The following is a 23,015-nucleotide window of genomic DNA, read 5'->3' as shown; positions in this document are numbered from 1 at the left end:
GCTGTCACTCCTGAGGGCGGCGTGTTGCCAGCATGTAATTGACCGAGGTGTCGTTGCTGAGCCAATAGCGGCCCGAGATCGGGTTGTGCTCCATGCCCTTGCTGCCTTGCACATCCAGGCCGGCTTCGCGCGCAAAGCGTGCCAACTCGCTTGGGCGCAGCAACTTGGCGTACTCATGAGTCCCTTTGGGAATCATCTTGAGCATGTATTCGGCAGCCACGATCGCCAACGCAAAAGCCTTGGCATTGCGATTGATGGTGGAAAAAAACACCCAGCCACCAGGCTTGACCAGTTGGGCACATGCCCGCACGATGGACGCAGGATCGGGCACATGCTCCAGCATTTCCATGCAGGTCACCACATCAAAGCTTGCCGGCTGCTCCTGCGCCAGTTGCTCGACGCTGACCTCATGGTATTGAATATTGGGCGTTCCCGCCTCCAGAGCATGCAGCTGCGCGACGCGCAAAGCCTTGGTTGCGAGATCGATACCCACCACCTTGGCCCCTTTGCGCGCCATGGAGTCTGCAAGAATGCCACCGCCACAGCCCACATCCAGCACCCTCTGGTTCGCCAATGGGGCCTGGGCGTTGATCCAGTCCAGTCTCAGGGGGTTGATCTGATGCAGTGGCTTGAATTCACTCTCGGGATCCCACCAGCGATGGGCCAAGCTGGAGAATTTTTCCAGTTCTGCCGGGTCGGCATTGATAGTGTTGCTCATGAGGCAATTGTCCGCGATTACAGCAATGAATCAGGCATAAAAAAAGCCCCGTTGCCGGGGCTTTTTGTGTAGCAATCGAAAGATTACTGAGCAGCCTTGGTGCCCACAACTTCGATTTCCACGCGACGGTTCTGAGCGCGGCCAGCAGCAGTCTTGTTGTCTGCCACGGGTTGCTTTTCGCCCTTGCCTTCGGTGTACACGCGGCTCTTTTCGATGCCCTTGGACACCAGATAAGCCTTCACAGCTTCAGCGCGACGCACCGACAGCTTCTGGTTGTAAGCATCGGAGCCCACGGAGTCAGTGTGACCCACGGCGATGATGACTTCCAGGTTGATGTCCTTGATCTTGCCGGTCAGGTCATCCAGCTTAGCCTTGCCTGCGGGCTTCAGCACGGACTTGTCGAAGTCGAAGAAAGCGTCAGCAGAGTAGGTAACCTTAGATGCCACTGCAGGCTGGGGAGCCACAGGAGCGGGAGGCACAACGGCGGGAGCGGGAGCAGCAACCTGGGCCTTCAGAGCACCGTCGCAATCAACAGCGGCAGTAGCAGGAGTCCAGTTGGCATCGCGCCAGCACAGTTCGTTCGTGCCGTTCTTCCACACCAGTTCGCTGGTGCCGTTTTGCCAGTTGTCGATAGTCTTGCCACCGTCAGCAGCCTTCACTTGTGCGCCAGCGGCTGTCACGAGGGCAGCAGAGGCAAACAACATCGCCACTTTGTTCAGTTTCTTCATGGTTCTCCTCTTGGGGAAAAAGCCGCAGCAGGGCTGCGAATCTGTGGACGTCATCAGTGACCATCACCAAAAACGTTGAAATGATTGTGCCATACGTAACATGCAAGAGTGTTGTCAACTAGGCACCAACAAGTAGTACAGCTATGTAATTCCTCAGTTATGTTGCTCTGCTGCCACACGCCATTCGACCTAAAATGGCTGTTTTCCAGCCGTCAAAGTATCACTAGACATGACCCAGTTTGCTAAAGAAACTCTGCCCATCAGCCTTGAAGAGGAGATGCGTCGCAGTTATCTCGATTACGCCATGAGCGTGATCGTGGGCCGGGCGCTTCCTGATGCGCGTGATGGCCTAAAGCCTGTGCACCGCCGCGTTCTGTACGCCATGCACGAACTCAATAACGACTGGAACCGCCCCTACAAGAAGTCGGCGCGTATCGTCGGTGACGTCATCGGTAAGTACCACCCTCACGGCGACAGCGCGGTCTACGACACCATCGTGCGCATGGCACAGGACTTCTCGCTGCGCCACATGCTGGTCGATGGCCAGGGCAACTTCGGCTCGGTGGACGGCGACAGCGCCGCCGCCATGCGTTACACGGAAATCCGCCTCTCCAAGATCGCTCATGAAATGCTGGGCGACATCGACAAGGAGACGGTGGACTTCGGCCCTAACTACGACGGCTCCGAGCAGGAGCCGCTGGTGCTGCCAAGCCGCCTGCCTAACCTGCTGGTCAACGGCTCCTCGGGTATTGCCGTGGGTATGGCCACGAATATCCCGCCGCACAACCTCAATGAGGTAGTGGACGGCTGCCTGCATTTGCTGCAGAACCCCGAAGCTTCCATCGACGAGCTGATGGAGATCATTCCCGCACCGGACTTCCCCACGGCCGGCATCATCTACGGCATCAACGGCGTCAAGGAAGGCTATCGCACCGGCCGTGGCCGCGTGGTGATGCGTGCCAAGTGCCACTTCGAGGACATCGACAAGGGTCAGCGTCAGTCCATCATCGTTGACGAGCTGCCCTACCAGGTCAACAAGAAGACGCTGCAGGAGCGCATGGCCGAGCTGGTGCACGAAAAGAAGATCGAGGGCATCAGCCATATCCAGGACGAGTCGGACAAGTCCGGCATGCGCCTGGTGATCGAATTGAAGCGCGGCGAAGTGCCCGAGGTGGTGCTCAACAACCTCTACAAGCTGACCCAGCTGCAAGACACCTTCGGCATGAACATGGTGGCCCTGGTCAACGGCCAGCCCAAGCTCTGCAACCTGAAGGATCTGATCCAGGTCTTCCTGGAGCACCGCCGCGAAGTGGTGACCCGCCGCACCGTGTTTGAGCTGCGCAAGGCGCGCGACCGCGGCCATGTGCTGGAAGGTCTGGCCGTCGCACTGGCCAATATCGACGACTTCATTGCCATCATCCGCAACGCTCCCACACCTCCCGTGGCCAAGGCCGCGCTGATGGAAAAATCCTGGGACAGCAAGCTGGTGCGCGAGATGCTCACCCGCACGCGCACCGACGGCGGCGTGGTCAATGCCGACGACTATCGCCCCGAGGGCCTGGAAGTCGAATTCGGCATGCAGCAAAACGGCCTGTACCGCCTGTCCGAGACCCAGGCCCAGGAAATTCTGCAGATGCGTCTGCAACGCCTGACGGGCCTTGAGCAAGACAAGATCGTGGCCGAGTACAAGGACGTCATGTCGGTCATCGAAGACCTGCTGGACATCCTGGCCAAGCCCGAGCGCGTCTCCATCATCATTGGTGAAGAACTCAACGCCGTGAAGGCCGAATTCGGTCAGTCCAAGAAGGGCGAGCGTCGCTCCACCGTGGAATACAGCGCGCAAGACCTGTCCACCGAAGACCTGATCACGCCCACCGACATGGTGGTGACGCTCTCGCACACCGGCTACATCAAGAGCCAGCCCCTGTCCGAGTACCGCTCGCAAAAGCGCGGCGGCCGCGGCAAGCAGGCCACGGCCACCAAGGAAGACGACTGGATCGACCAGCTCTTCATCGCCAACACGCACGACTATCTGCTGTGCTTCTCCAACCGCGGCCGCATGTACTGGCTCAAGGTCTGGGAAGTGCCCTCGGGCTCGCGCGGCTCGCGTGGTCGCCCCATCGTCAACATGTTCCCGCTGCAGGAAGGCGAGAAGATCAACGTGGTGCTGCCGCTGACCGGCGAAAACCGCAGCTTCCCCGAAGATCACTTCGTCTTCATGGCCACCAGCATGGGCACCGTCAAGAAGACGGCGCTGACCGAGTTCAGCAACCCGCGCAAGGCCGGCATCATTGCCGTAGGCCTGGACGAGGGCGACTACCTGATCGGCGCTGCGCTGACCGACGGCAAGCATGATGTGATGCTGTTCAGCGACGGCGGCAAGGCGGTGCGCTTTGACGAGAACGATGTGCGCCCCATGGGCCGCAATGCGCGCGGCGTGCGCGGCATGAACATCGAGGAGCATCAGAACGTGATCGCCATGCTGGTCGCCGAGGCCGACGACGGCACGGGCAACGTGGTGGCGGGTTCGCAAAGCGTGCTGACCGCCACCGAAAACGGCTACGGCAAGCGCACGGCCATCAGCGAATACACGCGCCACGGCCGCGGCACCAAGGGCATGATTGCAATCCAGCAGTCCGAGCGCAACGGCAAGGTCGTGGCTGCCACCCTGGTGGCGCCCGAGGACGAGATCATGCTGATCACCGATACCGGCGTGCTGGTGCGCACCCGGGTGGCGGAAATCCGCGAACTGGGCCGCGCCACGCAAGGCGTGACGCTGATCAACCTGGACGAAGGTGCCAAGCTCATCGGCCTGCAGCGCATCGTCGAAAATGATGCGAACGACAATGCCGGCGAGGACGGCGAAGCCGATGAATCCGGCAGCGCCAGCGCCGAAGGCGCAGCCGAGTCCGGCGACGCCTCCTGATCGGCCAGCCCCGGCTGCCCCGATACGGACCGGATGCCACGGGCATGACCCCATGCCCGTGGCCCAATGTTTTGATAGCTGAAAGCGCAAGCCAGACAAGCGCTTTCACATGTTTTGAGCGTAAATCTGATGAACCGCCCTTTTAACTTCTCCGCAGGCCCCGCCGCCATCCCTGAAGAAGTGCTGCAGACCGCAGCCGCCGAAATGCTGGACTGGCACGGCTCCGGCATGGGGGTGATGGAAATGAGCCACCGCGGCAAGGAATTCATCAGCATTTACGAAGCCGCCGAAGCCGATCTGCGCGAGCTGCTGGCCGTGCCCGCCCACTTCAAGATCCTGTTCATGCAGGGCGGCGGCATTGCCGAAAACGCCATCGTGCCCATGAACCTGTCGCGCGCCGGCGTGGTGGACTTTGTGGTGACCGGCAGCTGGAGCCAGAAATCGGCCAAGGAAGCCGCCAAGTACGCCAGCGATGCCAATGTAGCCGCCAGCGCCAAGGACAGCGACTACACCACAATTCCCGCCGCCAGCAGCTGGAATCTGAGCCGTGGCGCCAGCTATGTGCATATCTGCAGCAACGAGACCATTCACGGCGTGGAGTTCCATGAGCTGCCCGACCTCCAGGCCCTGGGCTCGGATGCACCGCTGGTCATCGACTTTTCCTCGCATGTAGCCTCGCGCTCCATCGACTGGAGCCGCGTGGGCCTGGCCTTTGGTGGCGCGCAAAAGAACATCGGCCCCGCGGGCCTGACCATCGTCATCGTGCGCGAAGACCTGCTGGGCCATGCCCTGCCCGTCTGCCCCTCGGCGTTTGATTACAAAACCGTGGCCGACAACGGCAGCATGTACAACACGCCTCCCACCTGGGGCATCTACATGGCCGGCCTGACCTTCCAGTGGCTCAAGCGCCAGACGGAAGGCGGCCTCAGCGGCGTGGCGGCCATGGAAGCGCGAAACATCGCCAAGGCCAAGCTGTTCTATGACTATGTGGACCAATCCTCGTTCTACGTGAACAAGGTGGCCGCGAACTGCCGCTCGCGCATGAACATTCCGTTCTTCCTTCATGATGAGTCGCGCAACGACGCCTTCCTGGCCGGCGCCAAGCAAGCCGGCCTGCTGCAGCTCAAGGGCCACAAGTCCGTGGGCGGCATGCGTGCCAGCATCTACAACGCCATGCCCATCGAAGGCGTGCAGGCGCTGGTCGACTACATGCGTGACTTCGAGCAACGTCAGGCCTGAGCCCCACCCTTAGCCTTGTAAAAAGATGAGCTGCCAGCGCTTTATCTGCAAGTACTTCACCAAGGTATTGGTTTGAATTCCTTGTGCAAAAAGCGCCAGCAGCTACGAAATTTGAGAGATTCATGAGCCAAGAACCCCAAGCCAGCCCCGAGCTGTTGTCGCTGCGCAACCAGATCGATTCCCTGGACCGCCAGTTGCTGGAGCTGGTCAACCAGCGCGCCCATGTGGCCGAGCAGGTGGGCGAGCTCAAGAAGAAGGAAGGCTCGGCCTTCTTCCGCCCGGACCGCGTGGCCCAGGTGATCGAGAAGATCAAGTCCAACAACCCCGGCCCGCTCAAGGGCGCGCATGTGGCCGCCATCTGGCGCGAGATCATGTCGGCCTGCCTGGCGCTTGAATCCCCCCAGCGCGTGGCCGTGCTCGGCCCTGCCGGCACCTTCTGCGAGGAAGCGGCGATCCAGTACTTCGGCGGCGCGGCCGACCTGATGTACTGCAACAGCTTCGAGGAAGTCTTTCATGCCACGGCCGCCGGCAGCGCCCAGTACGGCGTGGTGGGCGTGGAGAACTCCAACGAGGGCGTGGTCACGCGCTCGCTGGACATGTTCCTGCACACGCCCTGCCATGTGGTGGGCGAGGTCAGCATGCTGATCCGCCACAATCTGATGCGCACCAGCAATACGCTGGACGGCATCGAGGTCGTGGCCGCCCACCCCCAGGCTCTGGCCCAGTGCCAGGGCTGGTTGTCCAAGCATCTGCCCCATGCCGAACGTCGCCCCGTGGAGAGCAATGCCGAAGGCGCGCGCCTGGCGGCCCTTCACCCCAACTGGGCCGGCATTGCCGGTGAGCGTGCCGCCCAACAGTTCGGCCTGCACATCGTCAGCCACGCGATCCAGGACGATGCCTACAACCGCACGCGTTTTGCCGTCATCTGCCTGCCGCACACGCTGGCCACGGCCGCGCCCAGCGGCAGCGACTGCACCAGCCTGGTGGTCTCGGTGCCCAACACCGCCGGTGCCGTGCATGACCTGCTGGTGCCGCTGAAAAAGCACGGCGTCTCGATGACGCGCTTCGAGTCGCGCCCGGCCCGCACCGGCCAATGGGAGTATTACTTCTACATCGACATCGAAGGCCACCCAGCCCAGGCCAATGTGGCCGCCGCCCTGCAGGAGCTGCAGGGCCTGTGCGCGTTCTACAAGGTGCTGGGCACCTACCCGGTGAGCAAGTGATGGCGACTCAGGAATTGCAGCCGTTCGAGCAGCTCGGCTTGATCGGCTGCGGATTGATGGGCGGCTCCTTCGCCCTGGCTCTCAAGAAAGCCGGCCTGGTCAAGCGCGTGGTGGGCTACAGCAAATCGCCTTCGACCACCGAACGTGCGCGCCAGATGGGCGTGATCGACGTGGAGGCACCTTCCGCCCTGCTGGCGGCGGCCGGCGCCGATCTGGTGCTGCTGGCCGTGCCCGTGGCGGCCACCGAGGCCACGCTCAAGTCCATCAAGCATCTGGTCACGCCCCAGATGATGATCATGGACGTGGGCTCCACCAAGGTCGATGTGGTGCAGGCCGCACGTTCGGCGCTGCGCGACCAGATCGGCAGCTTTGTGCCCGCCCACCCCATCACCGGCAAGGAAGTGGCCGGCGTGGAGCACGCCGATGTCAAGCTCTACCAGGGCGCCCAGGTCGTGCTGACACCGACGGAGCGCACGCTGACCGCGCATCTGGCCAAGGCCCAGGCGCTGTGGCAGGCCCTGGGATGCAAGGTCACGGCCATGTCGCCCGAGGCCCATGACAGCGCACTCGCCACCGTCAGCCACCTGCCCCATCTGCTGGCATTTGCCATGATGCAAAGCGTGCTGAACCAGCCCGGCGCCGACGATATGCTGGCGCTGGCCGGACCCGGTTTCCGCGACTTCACGCGCATAGGCGCAGGCGACCCCAAGCTCTGGCGCGATGTGCTGCTGGCCAACCGCGATCAGGTCCTGGCCCAGTCGCGCCAGTTCCGCCAGGCTCTGGAGCAGCTTGAAGGGCTGATGCAGGCCAACGATGGCCAGGGCCTGCAGGACCGCCTGACGCTGGCCAGTGCCGCACGCGCCGAATGGACCATGGGCGGCAAGCGAGGCTCTTAAACTAGCGGCGTCGATCTATTCACCCAACCGCCACAGACACCGGGCAACGCCCGCCGCGCAGCCCGGTGTCGAAGCAGCCAGGCTGCACAGGGGGTTACGAGAGTTTTATGTTCACCACTGAATTTCTGGACCTGCCCGCACTGGATTCCGCCAACGGCAGCGTCAGCCTGCCCGGCTCCAAAAGCATCTCCAATCGCGTGCTGCTGCTGGCGGCGCTGAGCCAGGGCACCACCACCATTCACGACCTGCTGGATTCGGACGACACCCGCGTCATGCTGGCCGGACTCAAGCAGCTGGGCTGCAGCATCACCCCGGATGCCGTCACACCCGGCCAGGCGATTGACGTCACCGGCATCGGCGGTCAGTTGCCGGCCGGCACCGCGGCGACGCTGTTCCTGGGCAATGCCGGCACGGCCATGCGCCCGCTGACTGCGGCGCTGTCGGTGCTGGGCGGCAACTTCGAGATGACGGGCGTTCCCCGCATGTACGAACGCCCCATCGGCGACCTGGTCGATGCGCTGCGCCAGCTGGGCTGCAAGATCGACTATCTGAAGGATGAAGGCTTTCCGCCCCTGAAGATCGGCCAGCCCGATTTCAGCCAGCTGGGTAGCGAATCCATCAAGGTGCGCGGCGATGTCTCCAGCCAGTTCCTGACCTCGCTGCTGATGGCCCTGCCCCTGCTGGCCAATGTCCCCGGGGCACAGCGCGACATCACCATCGAAGTGGTGGGCGAGCTGATCTCCAGGCCCTATATCCACATCACGCTGGAGCTGCTGGCACGCTTCGGCATTGCCGTGAAAAACGACAGCTGGCAGCGCTTTGTGATCCCCGCAGGCAGCCGCTACCAGTCGCCGGGCGCCATCCATGTGGAGGCCGATGCCTCGTCGGCCAGCTATTTCATCGCGCTGGGCGCGATTGCCACCGGCACCACCGATGACGCCGATGCCGACAACGCGCCACAGCACAAGAGCATACGCATTCTGGGCGTGGGCCAGGACTCGATCCAGGGCGACATCCGCTTCATCGAGGCCGCCCAGGCCATGGGCGCACAGATCGAAAGCGGCCCCAACTGGCTGCAGGTCAGCCGTGGCAGCTGGCCTCTGAAGGCCATCGACCTCGATTGCAACCATATTCCCGACGCGGCCATGACGCTGGGCACCATGGCGCTGTATGCCGACGGCGTGACCACGCTGCGCAATATCGCCAGCTGGCGCGTCAAGGAAACCGACCGCATTGCCGCAATGGCGATCGAGTTGCGCAAGCTCGGCGCCTCGGTGGAAGAAGGGGCTGACTACATCCGCATCACCCCTCCAGCCGGCAAGGCCGCCTGGAAAGCGGCCAGCATCCACACCTATGACGACCACCGCGTCGCCATGTGCTTCTCCCTGGCGGCCTTCAACCCGGCCAAGCTGCCGGTGCGCATAGAAGACCCCAAATGCGTGGCCAAGACCTTCCCCGACTATTTCGAGGCGCTGTTCTCCGTCAGCGAAGCCGAGCGCGAGCATATTCCCGTGATCTGCATCGACGGGCCAACGGCCTCCGGCAAGGGCACGATTGCCGCAGAAGTCGCCAGGGCACTGGGCTACCAGTTGCTGGACTCCGGCGCGCTGTACCGCATCACCGGCCTGGCCGCATCGCGTGCCGGCATGACGCTTGACGAGTCGAACGAGGAAACCATTGCCGAGATGGCGCTGGACATGCCCGTGCGCTTCGATGCGCAGCAGCGTGTCTGGCTGGGTGACGAGGACATCAGCCTGGCCATTCGCAGCGAAGAAGCCGGCATGAATGCCTCGCGCGTATCGGCCCTGCCTGCCGTGCGCACCGCGCTGGTGGATCTGCAGCTGTCCTTCCAGGCCCTGCCTGGGCTGGTTGCCGATGGCCGCGACATGGGTACGGTCATCTTCCCCCACGCCCCGCTGAAGGTCTATTTGTGGGCGTCTGCCCAGTGCCGCGCCGAGCGCCGATATAAACAGTTGATTTCCAAAGGAATTTCAGCTAATATGTCCACCCTTTTGGCAGACCTTGAGGCGCGCGACGCCCGCGATATGAATCGCAGCACCGCTCCGCTCAAGCCCGCCGAGGATTCTTTGCAGCTCGACAGCTCCGAGATGACCATTGAAGAAGTGGTTGCCCAGGTGCTGTCGTGGTGGCAGGAACGCCAGCCGTTCGGTCGTCCTTGAAATTTCTAGCTTGAAGTTTCAAGGCCAGCCCTGCATCTGGCTTGTTGGCCCTTGATGCCAGGTTCTCGCAGACCGCGGACCGGCAGCAAGGTTGTTAACCTTTAACCCCCGTGGGCCTCAAACCCACAACCTCCGCAATCAGTCTTAAAAACGCTTGGCAATGGTGCCGACGGAAACCTGGTTGCGGGCAAGGAACTACATGTCTGAATCTTTTGCCGCCCTTTTTGAAGAGTCGTTGACACGCACCGAAATGCGTCCTGGCGAAGTTATCACCGCTGAAGTCGTGCGCGTTGAGCACAACTTCGTGGTGGTGAACGCCGGCCTGAAGTCGGAAGCCTACGTGCCCCTCGACGAGTTCAAGAACGACCAGGGCGAAGTCGAAGTCCAAGTGGGTGACTTCGTGTCCGTGGCCATCGGCTCCATCGAAAACGGCTACGGCGACACCATCCTGTCCCGTGACACCGCCAAGCGTCTGGCTTCCTGGCTGTCGCTGGAAAAGGCTCTGGAATCCGGCGAATTCGTGACCGGCACCACTTCCGGCAAGGTCAAGGGCGGCCTGACCGTTCTGGTCAACGGCATCCGCGCATTCCTGCCCGGTTCGCTGATCGACACACGTCCTATCAAGGACCTGACTCCCTACGAAAACAAGACCCTGGAATTCAAGGTCATCAAGCTGGATCGCAAGCGCAACAACGTGGTGCTGTCGCGCCGCGCTGTGGTGGAAGCCTCCATGGGCGAAGAGCGCGCCAAGCTGATGGAAACCCTGAAGGAAGGCGCTATCGTTCAGGGCGTGGTCAAGAACATCACCGAATACGGTGCGTTCGTGGACCTGGGCGGTATCGACGGCCTGCTGCACATCACCGACATGGCATGGCGCCGTGTGCGTCACCCCTCCGAAGTGGTGACTGCCGGCCAGGAAATCACTGCCAAGATCCTGAAGTTCGACACCGAAAAGAACCGCGTGTCCCTGGGTCTGAAGCAAATGGGCGACGATCCCTGGATGGGCGTGGCTCGCCGCTACCCCTCCGCCACCCGTCTGTTCGGCAAGGTCACCAACATTGCTGACTACGGCGCATTCGTGGAACTGGAACCCGGCATCGAAGGCCTGGTGCACGTTTCCGAAATGGACTGGACCAACAAGAACATTGCTCCCACCAAGCTCGTGTCCCTGGGCGACGAAGTGGAAGTCATGGTTCTGGAAATCGACGAAGACAAGCGTCGCATCTCCCTGGGCATGAAGCAGTGCAAGGCTAACCCCTGGCAAGAATTCGCCCAGAACACCAAGCGCGGCGACCGCGTGAAGGGCCCCATCAAGTCCATCACCGACTTCGGCGTGTTCGTGGGTCTGGCTGCCGGTATCGACGGCCTGGTGCACCTGTCTGACCTGTCGTGGAACGAAGCCGGCGAAGCCGCCGTTCGTAACTACAAGAAGGGTCAAGAAGTCGAAGCCATCGTGCTGGCCGTGGACGTTGAGCGCGAGCGCATCTCCCTGGGCATCAAGCAGCTGGACAGCGATCCCTTCACGACCTTCGTGACCGTGAACGACAAGGGCCAGGTTGTGACCGGCAAGGTCAAGACTGTGGACGCCAAGGGCGCTGAAATCGACCTGGGCGAAGACATCATCGGCTACCTGCGCGCTTCCGAAATCTCGCAAGACCGCGTGGAAGATGCTCGCTCCGTCCTGAAGGAAGGCGACGAAGTGACTGCCGTGGTGGTGAACGTGGATCGCAAGAGCCGCAACATCCAGCTGTCCATCAAGCAAAAGGATCACGCTGAACAGCAAGTCGCCATGGCTTCCCTGTCGGCTCAGTCCTCCAAGGAAAACGCTGGTACCACCAGCCTGGGCGCTCTGCTGCGCGCCAAGCTGGACGCTGACAAGTAAATCTTGCATCAGCCGGTCAGCCAGCTCGCCTGGCTGACCGCCAAGCGTCAAAGACAACGGGCGCCCTGTGCGCCCGTTGTTGTTTTCAACCTAGAGCCTCCGCCACCCGATGACCCGATCCGATCTCGTCGAAGAACTTGCCGCCCAATTTGGCCAACTCAACCAACGTGATGCCGAGCAGGCCGTCAAAACCATTCTGGATGCCGTCAGCGATGCCCTGGTGCGCGGTCACCGTATTGAGATTCGCGGCTTTGGCAGCTTTGCCATCAATCACCGCCAGCCCCGCATAGGCCGTAACCCCCGCTCCGGCGAGTCCGTTCAGGTTCCTTCCAAGCGCGTGCCTCATTTCAAGCCCGGCAAGGCCCTGCGCGAAGCCGTGGACAATCTCAAGGCCGAAGACTCCGCTGCCCAGCAGCCGCAGATCGCCTGAAGTCCGCGGGCACCGTCAGCCACATCAGGGCTGACCACGCCGTCCGTTTGCCAGTCCGCGCATAGGCTGGCCTAAAATCTTCCCGTCACACAAGGCGCATAAAGGGAAGCATGAAATACCTGCTGTGGCTGCTCAAGGCAGCCATTTTTTTCACTCTGTTCGCATTCGCACTCAACAACCAGCAAGACGCCACCGTGCATTTCTTCTTTGGCACGGCCTGGACGGCACCTCTGGTGCTGGTGGTTCTGGCTGCTTTCGCGCTGGGCCTTTTTGTCGGAGTGCTGGGCATGGTGCCACGCTGGCTCAAGCATCGCAGCGCAGCGCGCGAAGCACAGGCCACTCAACAAACACCGAACGCCGCAGCCAACGCCACCAGTGCAGCACCTGCGGTGAAGGAACAGAACTCTTCTTCGATCATTGCGCCGGGCGACGTGCATGGAATTTAATCTGACTTGGATTTTGCTGGGCCTGCCTGCAGCCTTTGTGCTGGGCTGGCAGGCCTCCCGCTGGGATTTGCGCCAGGTGCGTGCCGACAACCGCCAGGCTCCCAAGGCGTACTTCAAAGGTCTGAACTTCCTGCTTAACGAGCAGCAGGACAAGGCCATCGATGCCTTTATCGAGGCCGTACAGAACGACCCCGACACCACCGAACTGCACTTTGCACTGGGCAACCTGTTTCGCCGCCGCGGCGAATACAACCGTGCAGTGCGCGTCCACGAGCATCTGCTCAGCCGCGCCGACCTCACCCGCCCCGACCGGGACCGTGCCCAGCATGCACTGGCACAGGACTTTCTCAAGGCCGGCCTGCTGGACCGCGCCGAGGAGGCTCTGAACCGGCTGGAAGGCACGCAGTACGAAGGCGAAGCACGCCTGGCGCTGCTGGCCATCTACGAGCGCTCGCGCGACTGGGCCCAGGCAGCGGCCATCGTGCGCAAGATGCAGGCCGCCGGCCAGGGGGACTTCAGCACCCGGTTGGCCCACTATCTTTGCGAAGACGCACAATCCCAGGTGGCCCATGGCCAGCTCGACAAGGCGTTTGCGCAGCTGCAACAGGCCTTGGAGACTGCGCCGCAAGCTCCGCGTCCCCGACTGGAGCTGGCCCAGCTCCAGCATCGACAGGGCCGGTCCGCACAGGCTTTGTCAAGTCTTCAGGCCCTGGCACAGAACAGCCCCGCAGCCCTGCCCCTGGCGGCCAGTCTGCTTGTGGAAGTGGCCGAGGCAACGGGCGCGCTCGCCGAGGCTCGCGATCTGCTGCTCAAGCACTATGAACAGGCACCCTCGCTGGATCTGCTGCAGGCACTGGTCGCAGTCGATCAGAAAAGCGGCGACGCTGCAGCCCCCGGCCGCCAGCGCCTGGTGCAGCACCTGGAGCATGAATCTTCCCTGGTGGCTGCCGCCCAATGGCTGGAAGGCGAGACACTGACCGAAGAGCAGTACCATGCCACCGTGCAGAAGGCGCTGAACCACGCTACCAAGCCCCTGACCCGCTACCGCTGCGCAGCCTGCGGCTTTGAAGCCCGCACTCATTTCTGGCATTGCCCCGGCTGCCAGAGCTGGGACAGTTACCCCGCACGCAGGGTCGAAGAGCTGTAAAGCACTTCCAGAAGACAAAAGAGCGCCCCTGGGCGCTCTTTTTCAATGCATGCAGGCGGCCCGTTTAATGGTCACCCCACTCATCGGCCGGCATATCCTGCTTGCCGATCAACCAGGGCAGGCGCGAGGACACGCCGACCAGTACCCCCACCGCCCAGAACAGGGCCGAGACACCGACCACCGTGCCCAGCGAGCCGAACAGCACCGGCATCAGCACGCTGGAGCCGTTGATGGCCATCATGCGCAATCCCAGCGCCTCGCCATGGCGCTCGGGTGGCGTGATCTGATGGATCATGCTCATCACCATGGGCTGCACCGATCCCAGCACTACGCCCAGCAAGACTGAACAGGCACCCATGGTCCAGGCTCCTGGCATGAAGGGATAGGCGATGAACAAGGCGCAGGCCGCAACCATGGCCCCCAGCACCACCTGCGATTCGGCCAGGCGGCGCGTGATGATGGGCATCAGCATGCGGATCACGGCCGCAGCAATCGCAAAAGCACCCAGGATGCTGCCTATCACCGAGGCAGGCAGTCCGCGCTCATGGCCCAGAATTGGCACGACAAAGGTGTGCACGTCCCAGCAAGAGGAAAGCGCCCAGTTCAGCAGCAACAGGCGCCTGAAGCCCCGGTTCTGCACCAGATCCCAGGCCGTTGCCTTCTGGTTCGCACTCTCGGTCTGCAACGCGGGCAGCTCCTGCACCGTTCTTGCCCAGAACCAGGCCGCCAGAGGCATCAGGGTCAGCAGCAGGAAGGCCGCCCTGAAACCTGTGGTGCTGGCCGCTTCGCCGCCGGCGTAGTCGATCAGCAGACCGGCCGCGAAGGGCCCCAAAAAATTGGAGATGGCCGGCCCGATCGCCAGCCAGCTGAAGACCTTGCGCAGCTCGTCCTTGTTGTGCGCCATGCGCCCCACATGGCGCTGCAGGGCGATCAGTGCCATGCCGGCTGCGCCGCCCGTCAGCAAAGCGCTCAGGCACAGCACCGGATAAATCGGGAACAGCACCGCCACTCCCGCTCCGGAACAGGCGGCCACCACACTGATGATGAGCGGGCGCTTGAGCCCGTGACGGTCCGCATAGCGCCCCGCGGGCAGGGACAGAAACACCTGGGTCAGTGCGAACAGCGCCAGCAGCATGCCGACCGCGGCTGCGCTATAGCCCTCCTTGAGCGCCAAAAGCGGCGTGGCCATGCGCATGCCCGTCATGGTGCCGTGGATACAGACTTGCGCAAGAATCAGGCGCAGCAGGGCCGCGTTCACTCCTGGTCCTCGGCGGCAAGCTGATCACCCTCAGCCGACGCGGCCGAAAACAAGGGCTGGCCCTGACCGTCTCCATTCGGCAGTTCCTGCACATTGCGCAAATGGCGCTGAATGGCGCGCGTGCGCACACCCACCTGATCAAACTTGCGCGCGGCGGCATCGATGGACTTGCGCGTAGCCTCCACCACCTCGCCGAACTTGCCGAACTCGGTCTTGACCTGACCGAGCACGCCCCAGACTTCGGAGGAGCGCTTCTCGATCGCCAGCGTCTTGAAGCCCATCTGCAGGCTGCTGAGCATGGCGGCCAGATTCGCGGGACCGGTAATCACGATGCGATGCTCATTCTGCAGCGCCTCGACCAGTCCCGGACGTCGCAACACCTCTGCAAACAGGCCTTCGGTGGGCAGATACATGACGGCGAAGTCCGTGGTTTGCGGCGGCGCGATGTACTTGCTCGCGATCTTTCTGGCTTCGCCGCGAATCGATGTCTCGAAGGCATTGCCTGCAGCGGCAATGGCCACGCGATCTGCGCTGTCCTGGGCATCCTGCAGGCGCTGGTAATGCTCGACCGGATATTTGGCATCAATGGGCAGCCAGACGGGCTGCTCGTCGTTGCGGCCCGGCAGCCGGATGGCGAACTCGACCAGCTCATCACTGCCAGGCACGGTCTTGACGTTTCTCGCGTACTGCTCGGGCGTGAGCACATTGTCGATGATGCTGCCCAGTTGCAGCTCGCCCCAGGTGCCGCGCGACTTCACATTGGTCATCACGCGCTTCAGATCGCCTACGCTGCCCGCCAGGGTCTGCATCTCGCCCAGCCCCTTGTGCACCTGCTCCAGCCGATCGCTGACCAGCTTGAAGGACTCGCCCAGACGCTGCTCCAGCGTGGCATGCAGTTTTTCATCGACAGTGCGGCGCATCTCGTCGAGCTTGAGGGAGTTTTCGCTCTGAATCGTGGCCAGTCGCTCGTTGAGCGTTGCGCGCAGCTGCTCAGCCGTGGTCTGCTGGCCCTGTGCCAGCGCAGCCAGTTGCTGGCTCACCGCATCCTGCAACACGGCAAACTGATGGCGCAGTTGCTCACCATTGCTTCCCAGCTGATCCTTGAGCGCAGCCCCCATATTGGTACTCATATGCGTGAGCTGCTGCTGGATGTCGCCCTTGAGCGAATCCAGCGTGCCGCGTGTGGTCTCGGCCAGGGCCTCGAAGCGCTGCTGGACATGGACTGCCTGCTCGGCACTGCTTTGGGCCAGTGCCGCGCGGGCTTGCTGGCTGTCGCCCGTCAGCCGCTGCGCTAGCTGGGCAACGTCTTCACGAAAGGATGCCAGCGCCGCCGCCTGCTCGCGCCGTGCGGCCAGTGCATCTTGCTGGGCCTGGGCCAACTGGGTCTGTACATGCTGGGTGACACGGTCCAGGGCTCCATCGCTCTTGGCCACCGTCATCTGGGTACTCTGGCTGCTGCGCTCCAATTGCTGCAGCCTGACATCCAGCGCCTGCAATCCCTGCAGCAGCTGGGCTTGCAGCCTCATCGCATCAGGGCCGAGAGCAAGTTCCGTCTGACGGCGCAGCCCCTGCAGCCACCACAGCAGCACCAGAAGCAGGCCCACCATCAATACGGCCAGCGCCGCCAACCCAAGCCACCACGTAGTCACTGTCTTGCCACGCCTTTCGCACTCTTTTTTTCATAGCTGCAAGCGCTTATCAGCAGAGCGCCACAGACCTATTCATTGAATTTCCGCCCTGAGCATTGCAGACTGCAGTTTGCAAGCACTAGCGCGCAGGCAAATTATCAGTCCTCAGAGCCAAGAAAAATTCAATGCGATCAGAAGTGCTGCTTCCGATTGCAGCCTTGGTGACAGCAAGGCTGCAGTCGGTTGACGCAAGAATCAGGCGTCGGGGCCCACTTGCTGGGCAATGGCCATGGCGAACTTGCCGCCGCCCACGGACCAGTCGGAATAGTCGTTTTCGTGCGTGAAGATGAACACATCGCTGGGTGCGACGTCCGCATCTTTTTCCAGATTGGCGGCGATGTTGGCATACAGCGCGCGCTTCATGGCATCGCTGCGCCCACGGCGCATGGTGATCTCGACCACGACCACGCGGTCCGAGCGCTTGTAGCCGTTGAAAGTGCGGCTGAAGAAGAACTTCTGCTCGTCATATTCCTCAACCATGTTGAACAGCTCATCGGCGGGCATGCCGATGCCGTCGATCAGGGCCTGATGAATACCGTTGACGATGGCCTGGCGCTGGGCAGGCGTGGTGTCCTTGTGGACGCTGGTGCGGATAAAAGGCATTGCTGTCTCGCTTGATATAAAAAAGCCCGCTGTGCGCACAGACGCCAAGCGGGCAGAAATTATCAAAGCCGACAACGCACTCAGAGCACGTATTCGCCCTCAAACTGATATGACGTGATACGGCCTAATCTCGGCATCAGGCCAACTGATTGACGGGCGTCAGCGGCCCCTTGCCGGCAAAGAACGAGATCAGGTTGTCTGCCGCCAGCCCCGCCATGGCCGTACGCGTACCCTTGGTGGCGCTGGCGATATGAGGTGTCAGCACCACATTGGGCACGGCCAGCAGATCCGGATGCACGACAGGCTCACCCTCGAACACGTCCAGCCCCGCTGCGGCAATGCGCTTATCCTTGAGTGCCTGGGCCAGAGCCGCATCATCGACGATGCCGCCACGCGCAATATTGATCAGCGTGGCCGTGGGCTTCATCTGCGCAATTTCTGCCGCGCCTATGGTGTGGCGGTTTTCGGGGGTGAACGGCAGCACCAACATCAGATGGTCTGCACGTTCGAGCAGCTCCTGCTTGCCGACATAGCTGGCCTTGCACTCGGCTTCCAGCGCAGCATCCAGACGCGAGCGGTTGTGATAGATCACCTCCATGCCAAAGCCGTAAGCCGCACGGCGTGCAATGGCCTGACCGATGCGGCCCATGCCCAGGATGCCCAGCGTGCTGCCATGCACCTCGGCACCCGCAAACAGGTCGTAATGCCAGTCCTTCCAGAGCCCGGCACGCAGATAGTGCTCGCTCTCGGCAATGCGGCGCGCCGTGGCCATCAGCAGGGCAAAGCCGAAATCAGCCGTGGTCTCGGTCAGCACATCGGGGGCATTCGTGCCCTGCACGCTCGCGGCCGTCATCGCGGGCACATCGAAATTGTTGTAGCCCACAGCCATGTTGGCCACGATCTTGAGCTGCGGGCAGGCGGCCAGCAACTCGGCATCGATGCGCTGCGAACCCGTGGTCAGCACGCCATCCTTGCCCTGCAACTGCTGTGCCAGCTCTGCCGGAGACCAGACCACATCGTCCTGATTGGACTGCACTTCAAAATGCTGCTGCAACCGCTGCACCACCTCGGGTGAAATGGCGCGGGCAATCAAGATACGGGGCTTTTGACTCATCGCGTTGTCTCCTCATTCATCTTTTTAGAACATATCAGCTCGCCCGGCACAGCCCGAGCTATCAAGCAAGGACCGTCCCGCAGCAATGATGTCGCCCCCTCAAGGGGAGAGCCATCACCTAAACCAAATCCAGGTAATCAAAACCAGCAGAGGTACCAGCACGCAGACCGACCAGAGCATGTAGCCGAAAAAGCCCGGCATCTTCACGCCGCGATCTTCGGCAATCGCCTTGACCATGAGATTGGGCGCATTGCCAATGTATGTGTTCGCTCCCATGAACACGGCACCGGCAGAAATGGCTGTCAGCGTCAGCGCCATCTCGGTCATGAGGTGCGCGGGGTCGCCACCGGCGGTATTGAAGAACACCAGATAAGTCGGAGCGTTGTCGAGGAAGGAGGACAGCAGACCCGTGGCCCAGAAATACATGGCCGGGTTGGGCGTGCCATCGGCATTGGTGACTGCGCGCACCACGGCTCCGAACGGGCCATCGACACCGGCTTTAAGCATGGCGATGACGGGAATGATGGTCAGGAAAATACCTGCAAACAGCTTGGCCACTTCCTGCATGGGACCCCAGCCGAACTCATTGGCCTGATGCACACGAGCGGGTGTGAGCTTGAGCGAAAGCAGAACCACGGCAAGCAAACCCAGATCGCGCACCAGACCGGGCAGGCCCACATGGGTCCCGGCGATCTCGATACCCGCAGGAGTGCGCCAGATGCCGCTGACCAGCACCAGAGCCACCACCACCATCAGCAGCACAAAGTTCACACGACCTTCAAAGCCCAGGCGGCTTTGAGCCCCGGTCACATCCATGCTGGGCGTGGGATCGGGCAGATCGGTCTCGCCCTTTTGCCCCATCAGCTTGTGATCTATCACATAGAAGATGGCCAGCAGCGCCAGCGTGAGGAATAGCATCGGGCCCCAGATATGGCTCACCGTCCAGAAGAAGTCCACCCCCTTCAGAAAGCCCAGGAACAGCGGCGGATCTCCGAGCGGCGTCAACGCCCCCCCGGCATTGGAGACGATGAAGATGAAAAACACCACCACATGAGCCTGATGACGGCGGTTGTCGTTGGCGCGCAGCAAGGGGCGTATCAGCAGCATCGAAGCCCCGGTCGTACCCATGAAGCTGGCCAGCACCGCTCCAATGGCCAGGATGGTGGTATTCAACCCCGGCGAACCACGCAGATTGCCGCGCACATAGATGCCTCCGGCCACCGTGTACAAGGCGGTCAGCAGGATCACGAATGGCAGATACTCGGCCAGCAAGGCATGCACCAGATTCACGCCCGCCGCGCCCAGACCATAGACCAGCGCAAAAGGCAGCAGGAAGGCCAGCGCCCAGCCGGCGGTGACCTTGCCGAAATGGTGATGCCAGAATTGCGGAAGCAGCAGCGGCAGCAGCGCAATGGACAGCAGCATGCCCACAAACGGCAGGCCCCAGGCCACGGACATGGCTGCACCGTCAATGTCTGCGGCCTGCGCGGTGACCGCTGCCAGCGTCAACAGCGCGGCCGCCGCGGCTTTCATAAAAGATTTGCTGTTCAAACGCCCATCCTCTCTGCTCTTTGCCCTGCAACAGGCATAACTCCCGCCAATGATTCTTTGATTTCTATGCCAGCGAAACCGGCTCCGGCGGCGCAATGCTGAACACCTGGCGCAGATAGGCCAGGTATTTTTCATCGTCACACATGCTCTTGCCCGGTGTGTCCGATAGCTTTGCCACGGGCTGGCCGTTGCAGCGCGTCATCTTGATCACGATCTGCAATGGCACATGCTCGGGGGGATTTCCCAAATCGTTGGTCAGATTGGTGCCGATGCCGAACGCCAGCTGGCAGCGACCGTTGAAGCGCTCGAACAGCCCGATGGTTTTGGGGATGGTCAACCCGTCGCTGAAGATCAGCACCTTGCTCAGCGGATCGATCTTGTTGGCCTTGTAATGCGCTATCAGGCGCTCTCCCCAGTCAAACGGGTCGCCGCTGTCATGACGCGCACCGTCAAAAAGCTTGCAGAAGTACAGATCGAAATCACGCAGAAAGGCCGACATGCCATAGACGTCGGACAGCGCAATCCCCAGATCGCCCCGGTACTCGCGCGCCCAGGACTCGAAGCCGAAGATCTGGCTGTCGCGCAGGCGCGGGCCCAGCGACTGGCAGGCCTGCAGATATTCATGGGCCAAGGTGCCCAGCGGGATCAGGCCCAGCTTCATCGCATACAGCACATTGCTGGTGCCCGCCAGTTGCCCCTTGCGCTGACCGTTGACGCGCACCGCCCCCGAATGACCCAGCCTGGCGCAAAGCACCCGCAGCACCTCTTCATGCCAGGCTCTGGAAAAGCGCCTGCGGGTGCCGTAATCGGCAATCTTGAGCGACTCAAGGCCAGGCGCCTGCAGCAGCTCGATCTTCTCGTCCAGGCGCTTGCGTCCTTCCAGAAAGTTGGGGACGGGCTGGGTATTGCGGAAATACACCTCGTTGACGATGGCCAGCACCGGGATCTCGAACAAGATGGTGTGCAGCCAAGGGCCCTGGATGGTGATGTCGATCTCGCCGCTGGCCAGGGGCGTGACCGTGATGTATTTGTCGTTGAGCTGGAACAGGCTCAGGAAATCGACAAAATCACTCTTGATGAAACGCAGCGAACTCAGATAGGCCAGCTCGGCATCTTGAAAGCGCAGCTTGCACAGAGAGCGGATTTCTTCGCGGATTTCATTGACGTACGGAGCCAGTTGCACGCCAGGATTGCGGCATTTGAAGCGGTACTCCACCTGCGCGCCCGGAAACTGATGCAGCACAACCTGCATCATCGTGAATTTGTACAGGTCGGTGTCTAGCAGACTGGTGATGATCATGGACGACGGTGGGCCTGACGGTCCGTTCAGTCATGGAACAAGGCTGGCTCAAAACACAGGCTGCGCCAGCCTCAACAGAGACTGATGAGTGTAGGCGATTCCACACCCTGCACCGTACTCACGGCCCCTAAGCGCTTCTTGCAGATGCGGGCTTCCGATTTGCCGCCAGATATATCAATCGGATCAGAATCAAACCTTTGATATACATACGCAAGAAGCTATCGTTTTTGCTATTCACCAGCGGGCTCTGCACGCAGCAGTGACTGTAGTGCCGCCCGCAAGGGCTCGGGCAAAGGCACGGGCCGGCGCGTCTGTCTGTCAACATAGACATGCACAAAATGCCCGGCAGCAGCCGACTGGCTCGCCCCCCTGGCAAACAGACCCACTTCATAGCGCACGCTGGAGCTCCCCAGATGGGCCACGCGAATACCCGCTTCCACGGCTTGCGGGAAAGCCAACGAGGCAAAGTAATTGCACTGGGTCTCTATCACCAGGCCAATCGTCTGCCCATCATGAATATCCAACGCGCCCTGCTCTATCAGATACGCATTGACCGCGGTATCAAACCAGCTGTAGTAGATGACGTTGTTCACATGACCGTAAACATCGTTGTCCGACCAGCGGGTGCTGATTTCACGAAACACGGGATAGGAGTCGCGTGCCTGCGGCTGGGCGCGCAAAGGTTTGCCATGAGATAACGATGCAGTCATGCAGTCATTTTGCAGAGCCGCCCCGGCGCCGCCAGCACCACCGCGACAGGGCTTGCAGGTTGTCACTCATCAACGCATGACGCACCGCACAAAGAAAACACGCTACTTCAATTTTTGTCAGTTATCAGACATAACAAAGTCTTTTAAAAATCAGATACTTATCAAAAACAAAGAGTCATTAATTTTTTTGCTGCAGCGCAACAAATTAAAGCTTGCATTGCCACAAATTCTCTTTCACAATGCACCCATGCTGCACTGCAACATACGACTGGCAAAGATAGCGGTCATGTCAGAGCAGACGTTTCCTCCGGTCCGATCCCTTTGTTAGATCCGTAATTTTGGAGAATTGCCATGAGCCTGACCCCTGACCAAATCCTGAGCGCACAAAAAGCCCACTTCGAGACACTGTTCGGCCTGACCAGCAAAGCTTTCGAAGGCGTGGAAAAGCTGGTGGAACTGAACGTCACCGCCTCGCGCGCCGCACTGGCCGAAGCTGCCCAGCACACCCAGGCCGTGCTCAGCGTCAAGGACGCCCAGGAACTGCTGACTCTGCAAGCAGGCCTGTTCCAGCCTCTGGCCGAGAAAACCGCTTCCTACAGCCGCCACCTGTACGACATCGCCAGCAACACTGCCGGCGAATTCAACAAGACGCTGGAAGCCCAGTCCACCGAAGCTCGCAAGAACTTCAATGCCCTGCTGGACAACACGACCAAGAATGCTCCTGCCGGTTCCGAATCCGCTGTTGCCATGGTCAAGAGCGCAGTCTCTGCCGCCAACAACGCTTTCGAATCCGTGCAAAAGGCTGTGAAGCAAGCCTCCGACATGGCCGAAGCCAACTTCAACGCTGCCACCAAGACAGCAACCGAAGCTGTCAAGGCCACGACCGCTGCCAAGCGTTAAGAACATGGTTACTGACATGCTTGGCAAAGACTAGGGTTTACCCTATAATCACCAGCATGTCAGGTCGGCATACATT

General features: G+C 61.4%; 19 protein-coding genes. 10 read left to right on the top strand and 9 right to left on the bottom strand.

From position 1 onward, the window contains the following. Positions 1 to 4 precede the first annotated feature (4 nt). Entirely contained in the window at positions 5 to 718 is a 714-nt protein-coding gene (gene ubiG / locus MPZ60_RS07715) for a bifunctional 2-polyprenyl-6-hydroxyphenol methylase/3-demethylubiquinol 3-O-methyltransferase UbiG (RefSeq protein ID WP_003067659.1), read from the bottom strand. Positions 719 to 801: 83 nt separating this feature from the next. Further along, on the bottom strand, positions 802 to 1,446 hold the full coding sequence (ompA, locus tag MPZ60_RS07710) for an outer membrane protein OmpA (protein ID WP_003067660.1): 645 nt from the start codon (positions 1,444 to 1,446) through the stop codon (positions 802 to 804). Positions 1,447 to 1,675: 229 nt separating this feature from the next. Between ompA and gyrA the strand changes: the two genes are divergently transcribed. From gyrA to lapB, 9 genes are all read left to right on the top strand, one after another. Continuing rightward, positions 1,676 to 4,372 (top strand): DNA gyrase subunit A, encoded by a 2,697-nt coding sequence (gyrA, locus tag MPZ60_RS07705; protein WP_034358983.1) that lies wholly within the window; start codon positions 1,676 to 1,678, stop codon positions 4,370 to 4,372. A gap of 129 nt (positions 4,373 to 4,501) precedes the next feature. Then, positions 4,502 to 5,611 carry a 3-phosphoserine/phosphohydroxythreonine transaminase gene (serC, locus tag MPZ60_RS07700; RefSeq protein ID WP_034358981.1) on the top strand — a complete coding sequence of 370 codons (1,110 nt, stop codon included), beginning with the start codon at positions 4,502 to 4,504 and terminating at the stop codon, positions 5,609 to 5,611. 122 nt (positions 5,612 to 5,733) lie between these two features. Further along, positions 5,734 to 6,834 carry a prephenate dehydratase gene (pheA, locus tag MPZ60_RS07695; protein ID WP_003067663.1) on the top strand — a complete coding sequence of 367 codons (1,101 nt, stop codon included), beginning with the start codon at positions 5,734 to 5,736 and terminating at the stop codon, positions 6,832 to 6,834. Then, the gene (locus MPZ60_RS07690; RefSeq protein WP_012837598.1) at positions 6,834 to 7,730 is read left to right on the top strand and encodes a prephenate dehydrogenase/arogenate dehydrogenase family protein; all 897 of its coding nucleotides are present in this window, start codon (positions 6,834 to 6,836) and stop codon (positions 7,728 to 7,730) included. Before pheA ends, MPZ60_RS07690 begins: the two co-directional genes overlap by 1 nt. 107 nt (positions 7,731 to 7,837) lie before the next feature. Then, complete coding sequence (locus MPZ60_RS07685) at positions 7,838 to 9,910, top strand: bifunctional 3-phosphoshikimate 1-carboxyvinyltransferase/cytidylate kinase (RefSeq protein ID WP_034358978.1); 2,073 nt, start codon at positions 7,838 to 7,840, stop codon at positions 9,908 to 9,910. Positions 9,911 to 10,109: 199 nt separating this feature from the next. Next, a complete protein-coding gene (rpsA, locus tag MPZ60_RS07680; RefSeq protein ID WP_003057144.1) occupies positions 10,110 to 11,792 on the top strand; it encodes a 30S ribosomal protein S1 in 1,683 nt (560 codons plus the stop codon). A 109-nt stretch (positions 11,793 to 11,901) separates the two neighbouring features. Next, on the top strand, positions 11,902 to 12,222 hold the full coding sequence (locus MPZ60_RS07675; protein WP_003067668.1) for an integration host factor subunit beta: 321 nt from the start codon (positions 11,902 to 11,904) through the stop codon (positions 12,220 to 12,222). A gap of 110 nt (positions 12,223 to 12,332) precedes the next feature. Next, a complete protein-coding gene (locus MPZ60_RS07670) occupies positions 12,333 to 12,668 on the top strand; it encodes a lipopolysaccharide assembly LapA domain-containing protein (protein WP_034358976.1) in 336 nt (111 codons plus the stop codon). Beyond that, positions 12,658 to 13,815, top strand: coding sequence for a lipopolysaccharide assembly protein LapB (lapB, locus tag MPZ60_RS07665; RefSeq protein ID WP_034358974.1), 1,158 nt, complete (start codon positions 12,658 to 12,660; stop codon positions 13,813 to 13,815). The genes MPZ60_RS07670 and lapB overlap by 11 nt, the downstream gene beginning before the upstream one ends. Before the next feature lie 64 nt (positions 13,816 to 13,879). On the opposite strand, the gene MPZ60_RS07660 is transcribed toward lapB, so the two are convergent. From MPZ60_RS07660 to MPZ60_RS07630, 7 genes are all read right to left on the bottom strand, one after another. After that, a complete protein-coding gene (locus MPZ60_RS07660) occupies positions 13,880 to 15,073 on the bottom strand; it encodes an MFS transporter (protein ID WP_034358972.1) in 1,194 nt (397 codons plus the stop codon). Further along, positions 15,070 to 16,680 carry a DNA recombination protein RmuC gene (rmuC, locus tag MPZ60_RS07655; protein WP_080746165.1) on the bottom strand — a complete coding sequence of 537 codons (1,611 nt, stop codon included), beginning with the start codon at positions 16,678 to 16,680 and terminating at the stop codon, positions 15,070 to 15,072. Before rmuC ends, MPZ60_RS07660 begins: the two co-directional genes overlap by 4 nt. Positions 16,681 to 16,956: 276 nt before the next feature. Further along, entirely contained in the window at positions 16,957 to 17,364 is a 408-nt protein-coding gene (locus tag MPZ60_RS07650; protein WP_012837593.1) for a tautomerase family protein, read from the bottom strand. Between the two features lie 136 nt (positions 17,365 to 17,500). Then, positions 17,501 to 18,478 (bottom strand): D-glycerate dehydrogenase, encoded by a 978-nt coding sequence (locus MPZ60_RS07645; RefSeq protein WP_034358963.1) that lies wholly within the window; start codon positions 18,476 to 18,478, stop codon positions 17,501 to 17,503. Between the two features lie 114 nt (positions 18,479 to 18,592). Next, a complete protein-coding gene (locus MPZ60_RS07640; RefSeq protein WP_034358962.1) occupies positions 18,593 to 20,011 on the bottom strand; it encodes a sodium:proton antiporter in 1,419 nt (472 codons plus the stop codon). Positions 20,012 to 20,093: 82 nt separating this feature from the next. Continuing rightward, the gene (gene pncB / locus MPZ60_RS07635) at positions 20,094 to 21,329 is read right to left on the bottom strand and encodes a nicotinate phosphoribosyltransferase (RefSeq protein ID WP_034358961.1); all 1,236 of its coding nucleotides are present in this window, start codon (positions 21,327 to 21,329) and stop codon (positions 20,094 to 20,096) included. A 230-nt stretch (positions 21,330 to 21,559) separates the two neighbouring features. Beyond that, positions 21,560 to 22,039, bottom strand: a complete 480-nt coding sequence (locus MPZ60_RS07630) for a thioesterase family protein (protein ID WP_012837589.1) — start codon at positions 22,037 to 22,039, stop codon at positions 21,560 to 21,562. 351 nt (positions 22,040 to 22,390) lie between these two features. Between MPZ60_RS07630 and MPZ60_RS07625 the strand changes: the two genes are divergently transcribed. Beyond that, positions 22,391 to 22,939 (top strand): phasin family protein, encoded by a 549-nt coding sequence (locus MPZ60_RS07625; protein ID WP_003067688.1) that lies wholly within the window; start codon positions 22,391 to 22,393, stop codon positions 22,937 to 22,939. Positions 22,940 to 23,015: the final 76 nt, after the last annotated feature.

The sequence above is a fragment of the Comamonas sp. 7D-2 genome (genome assembly GCF_022749555.1).
GTDB lineage: Bacteria > Pseudomonadota > Gammaproteobacteria > Burkholderiales > Burkholderiaceae_C > Comamonas > Comamonas thiooxydans.
This window is presented reverse-complemented; position numbering and strand designations above follow the sequence as displayed.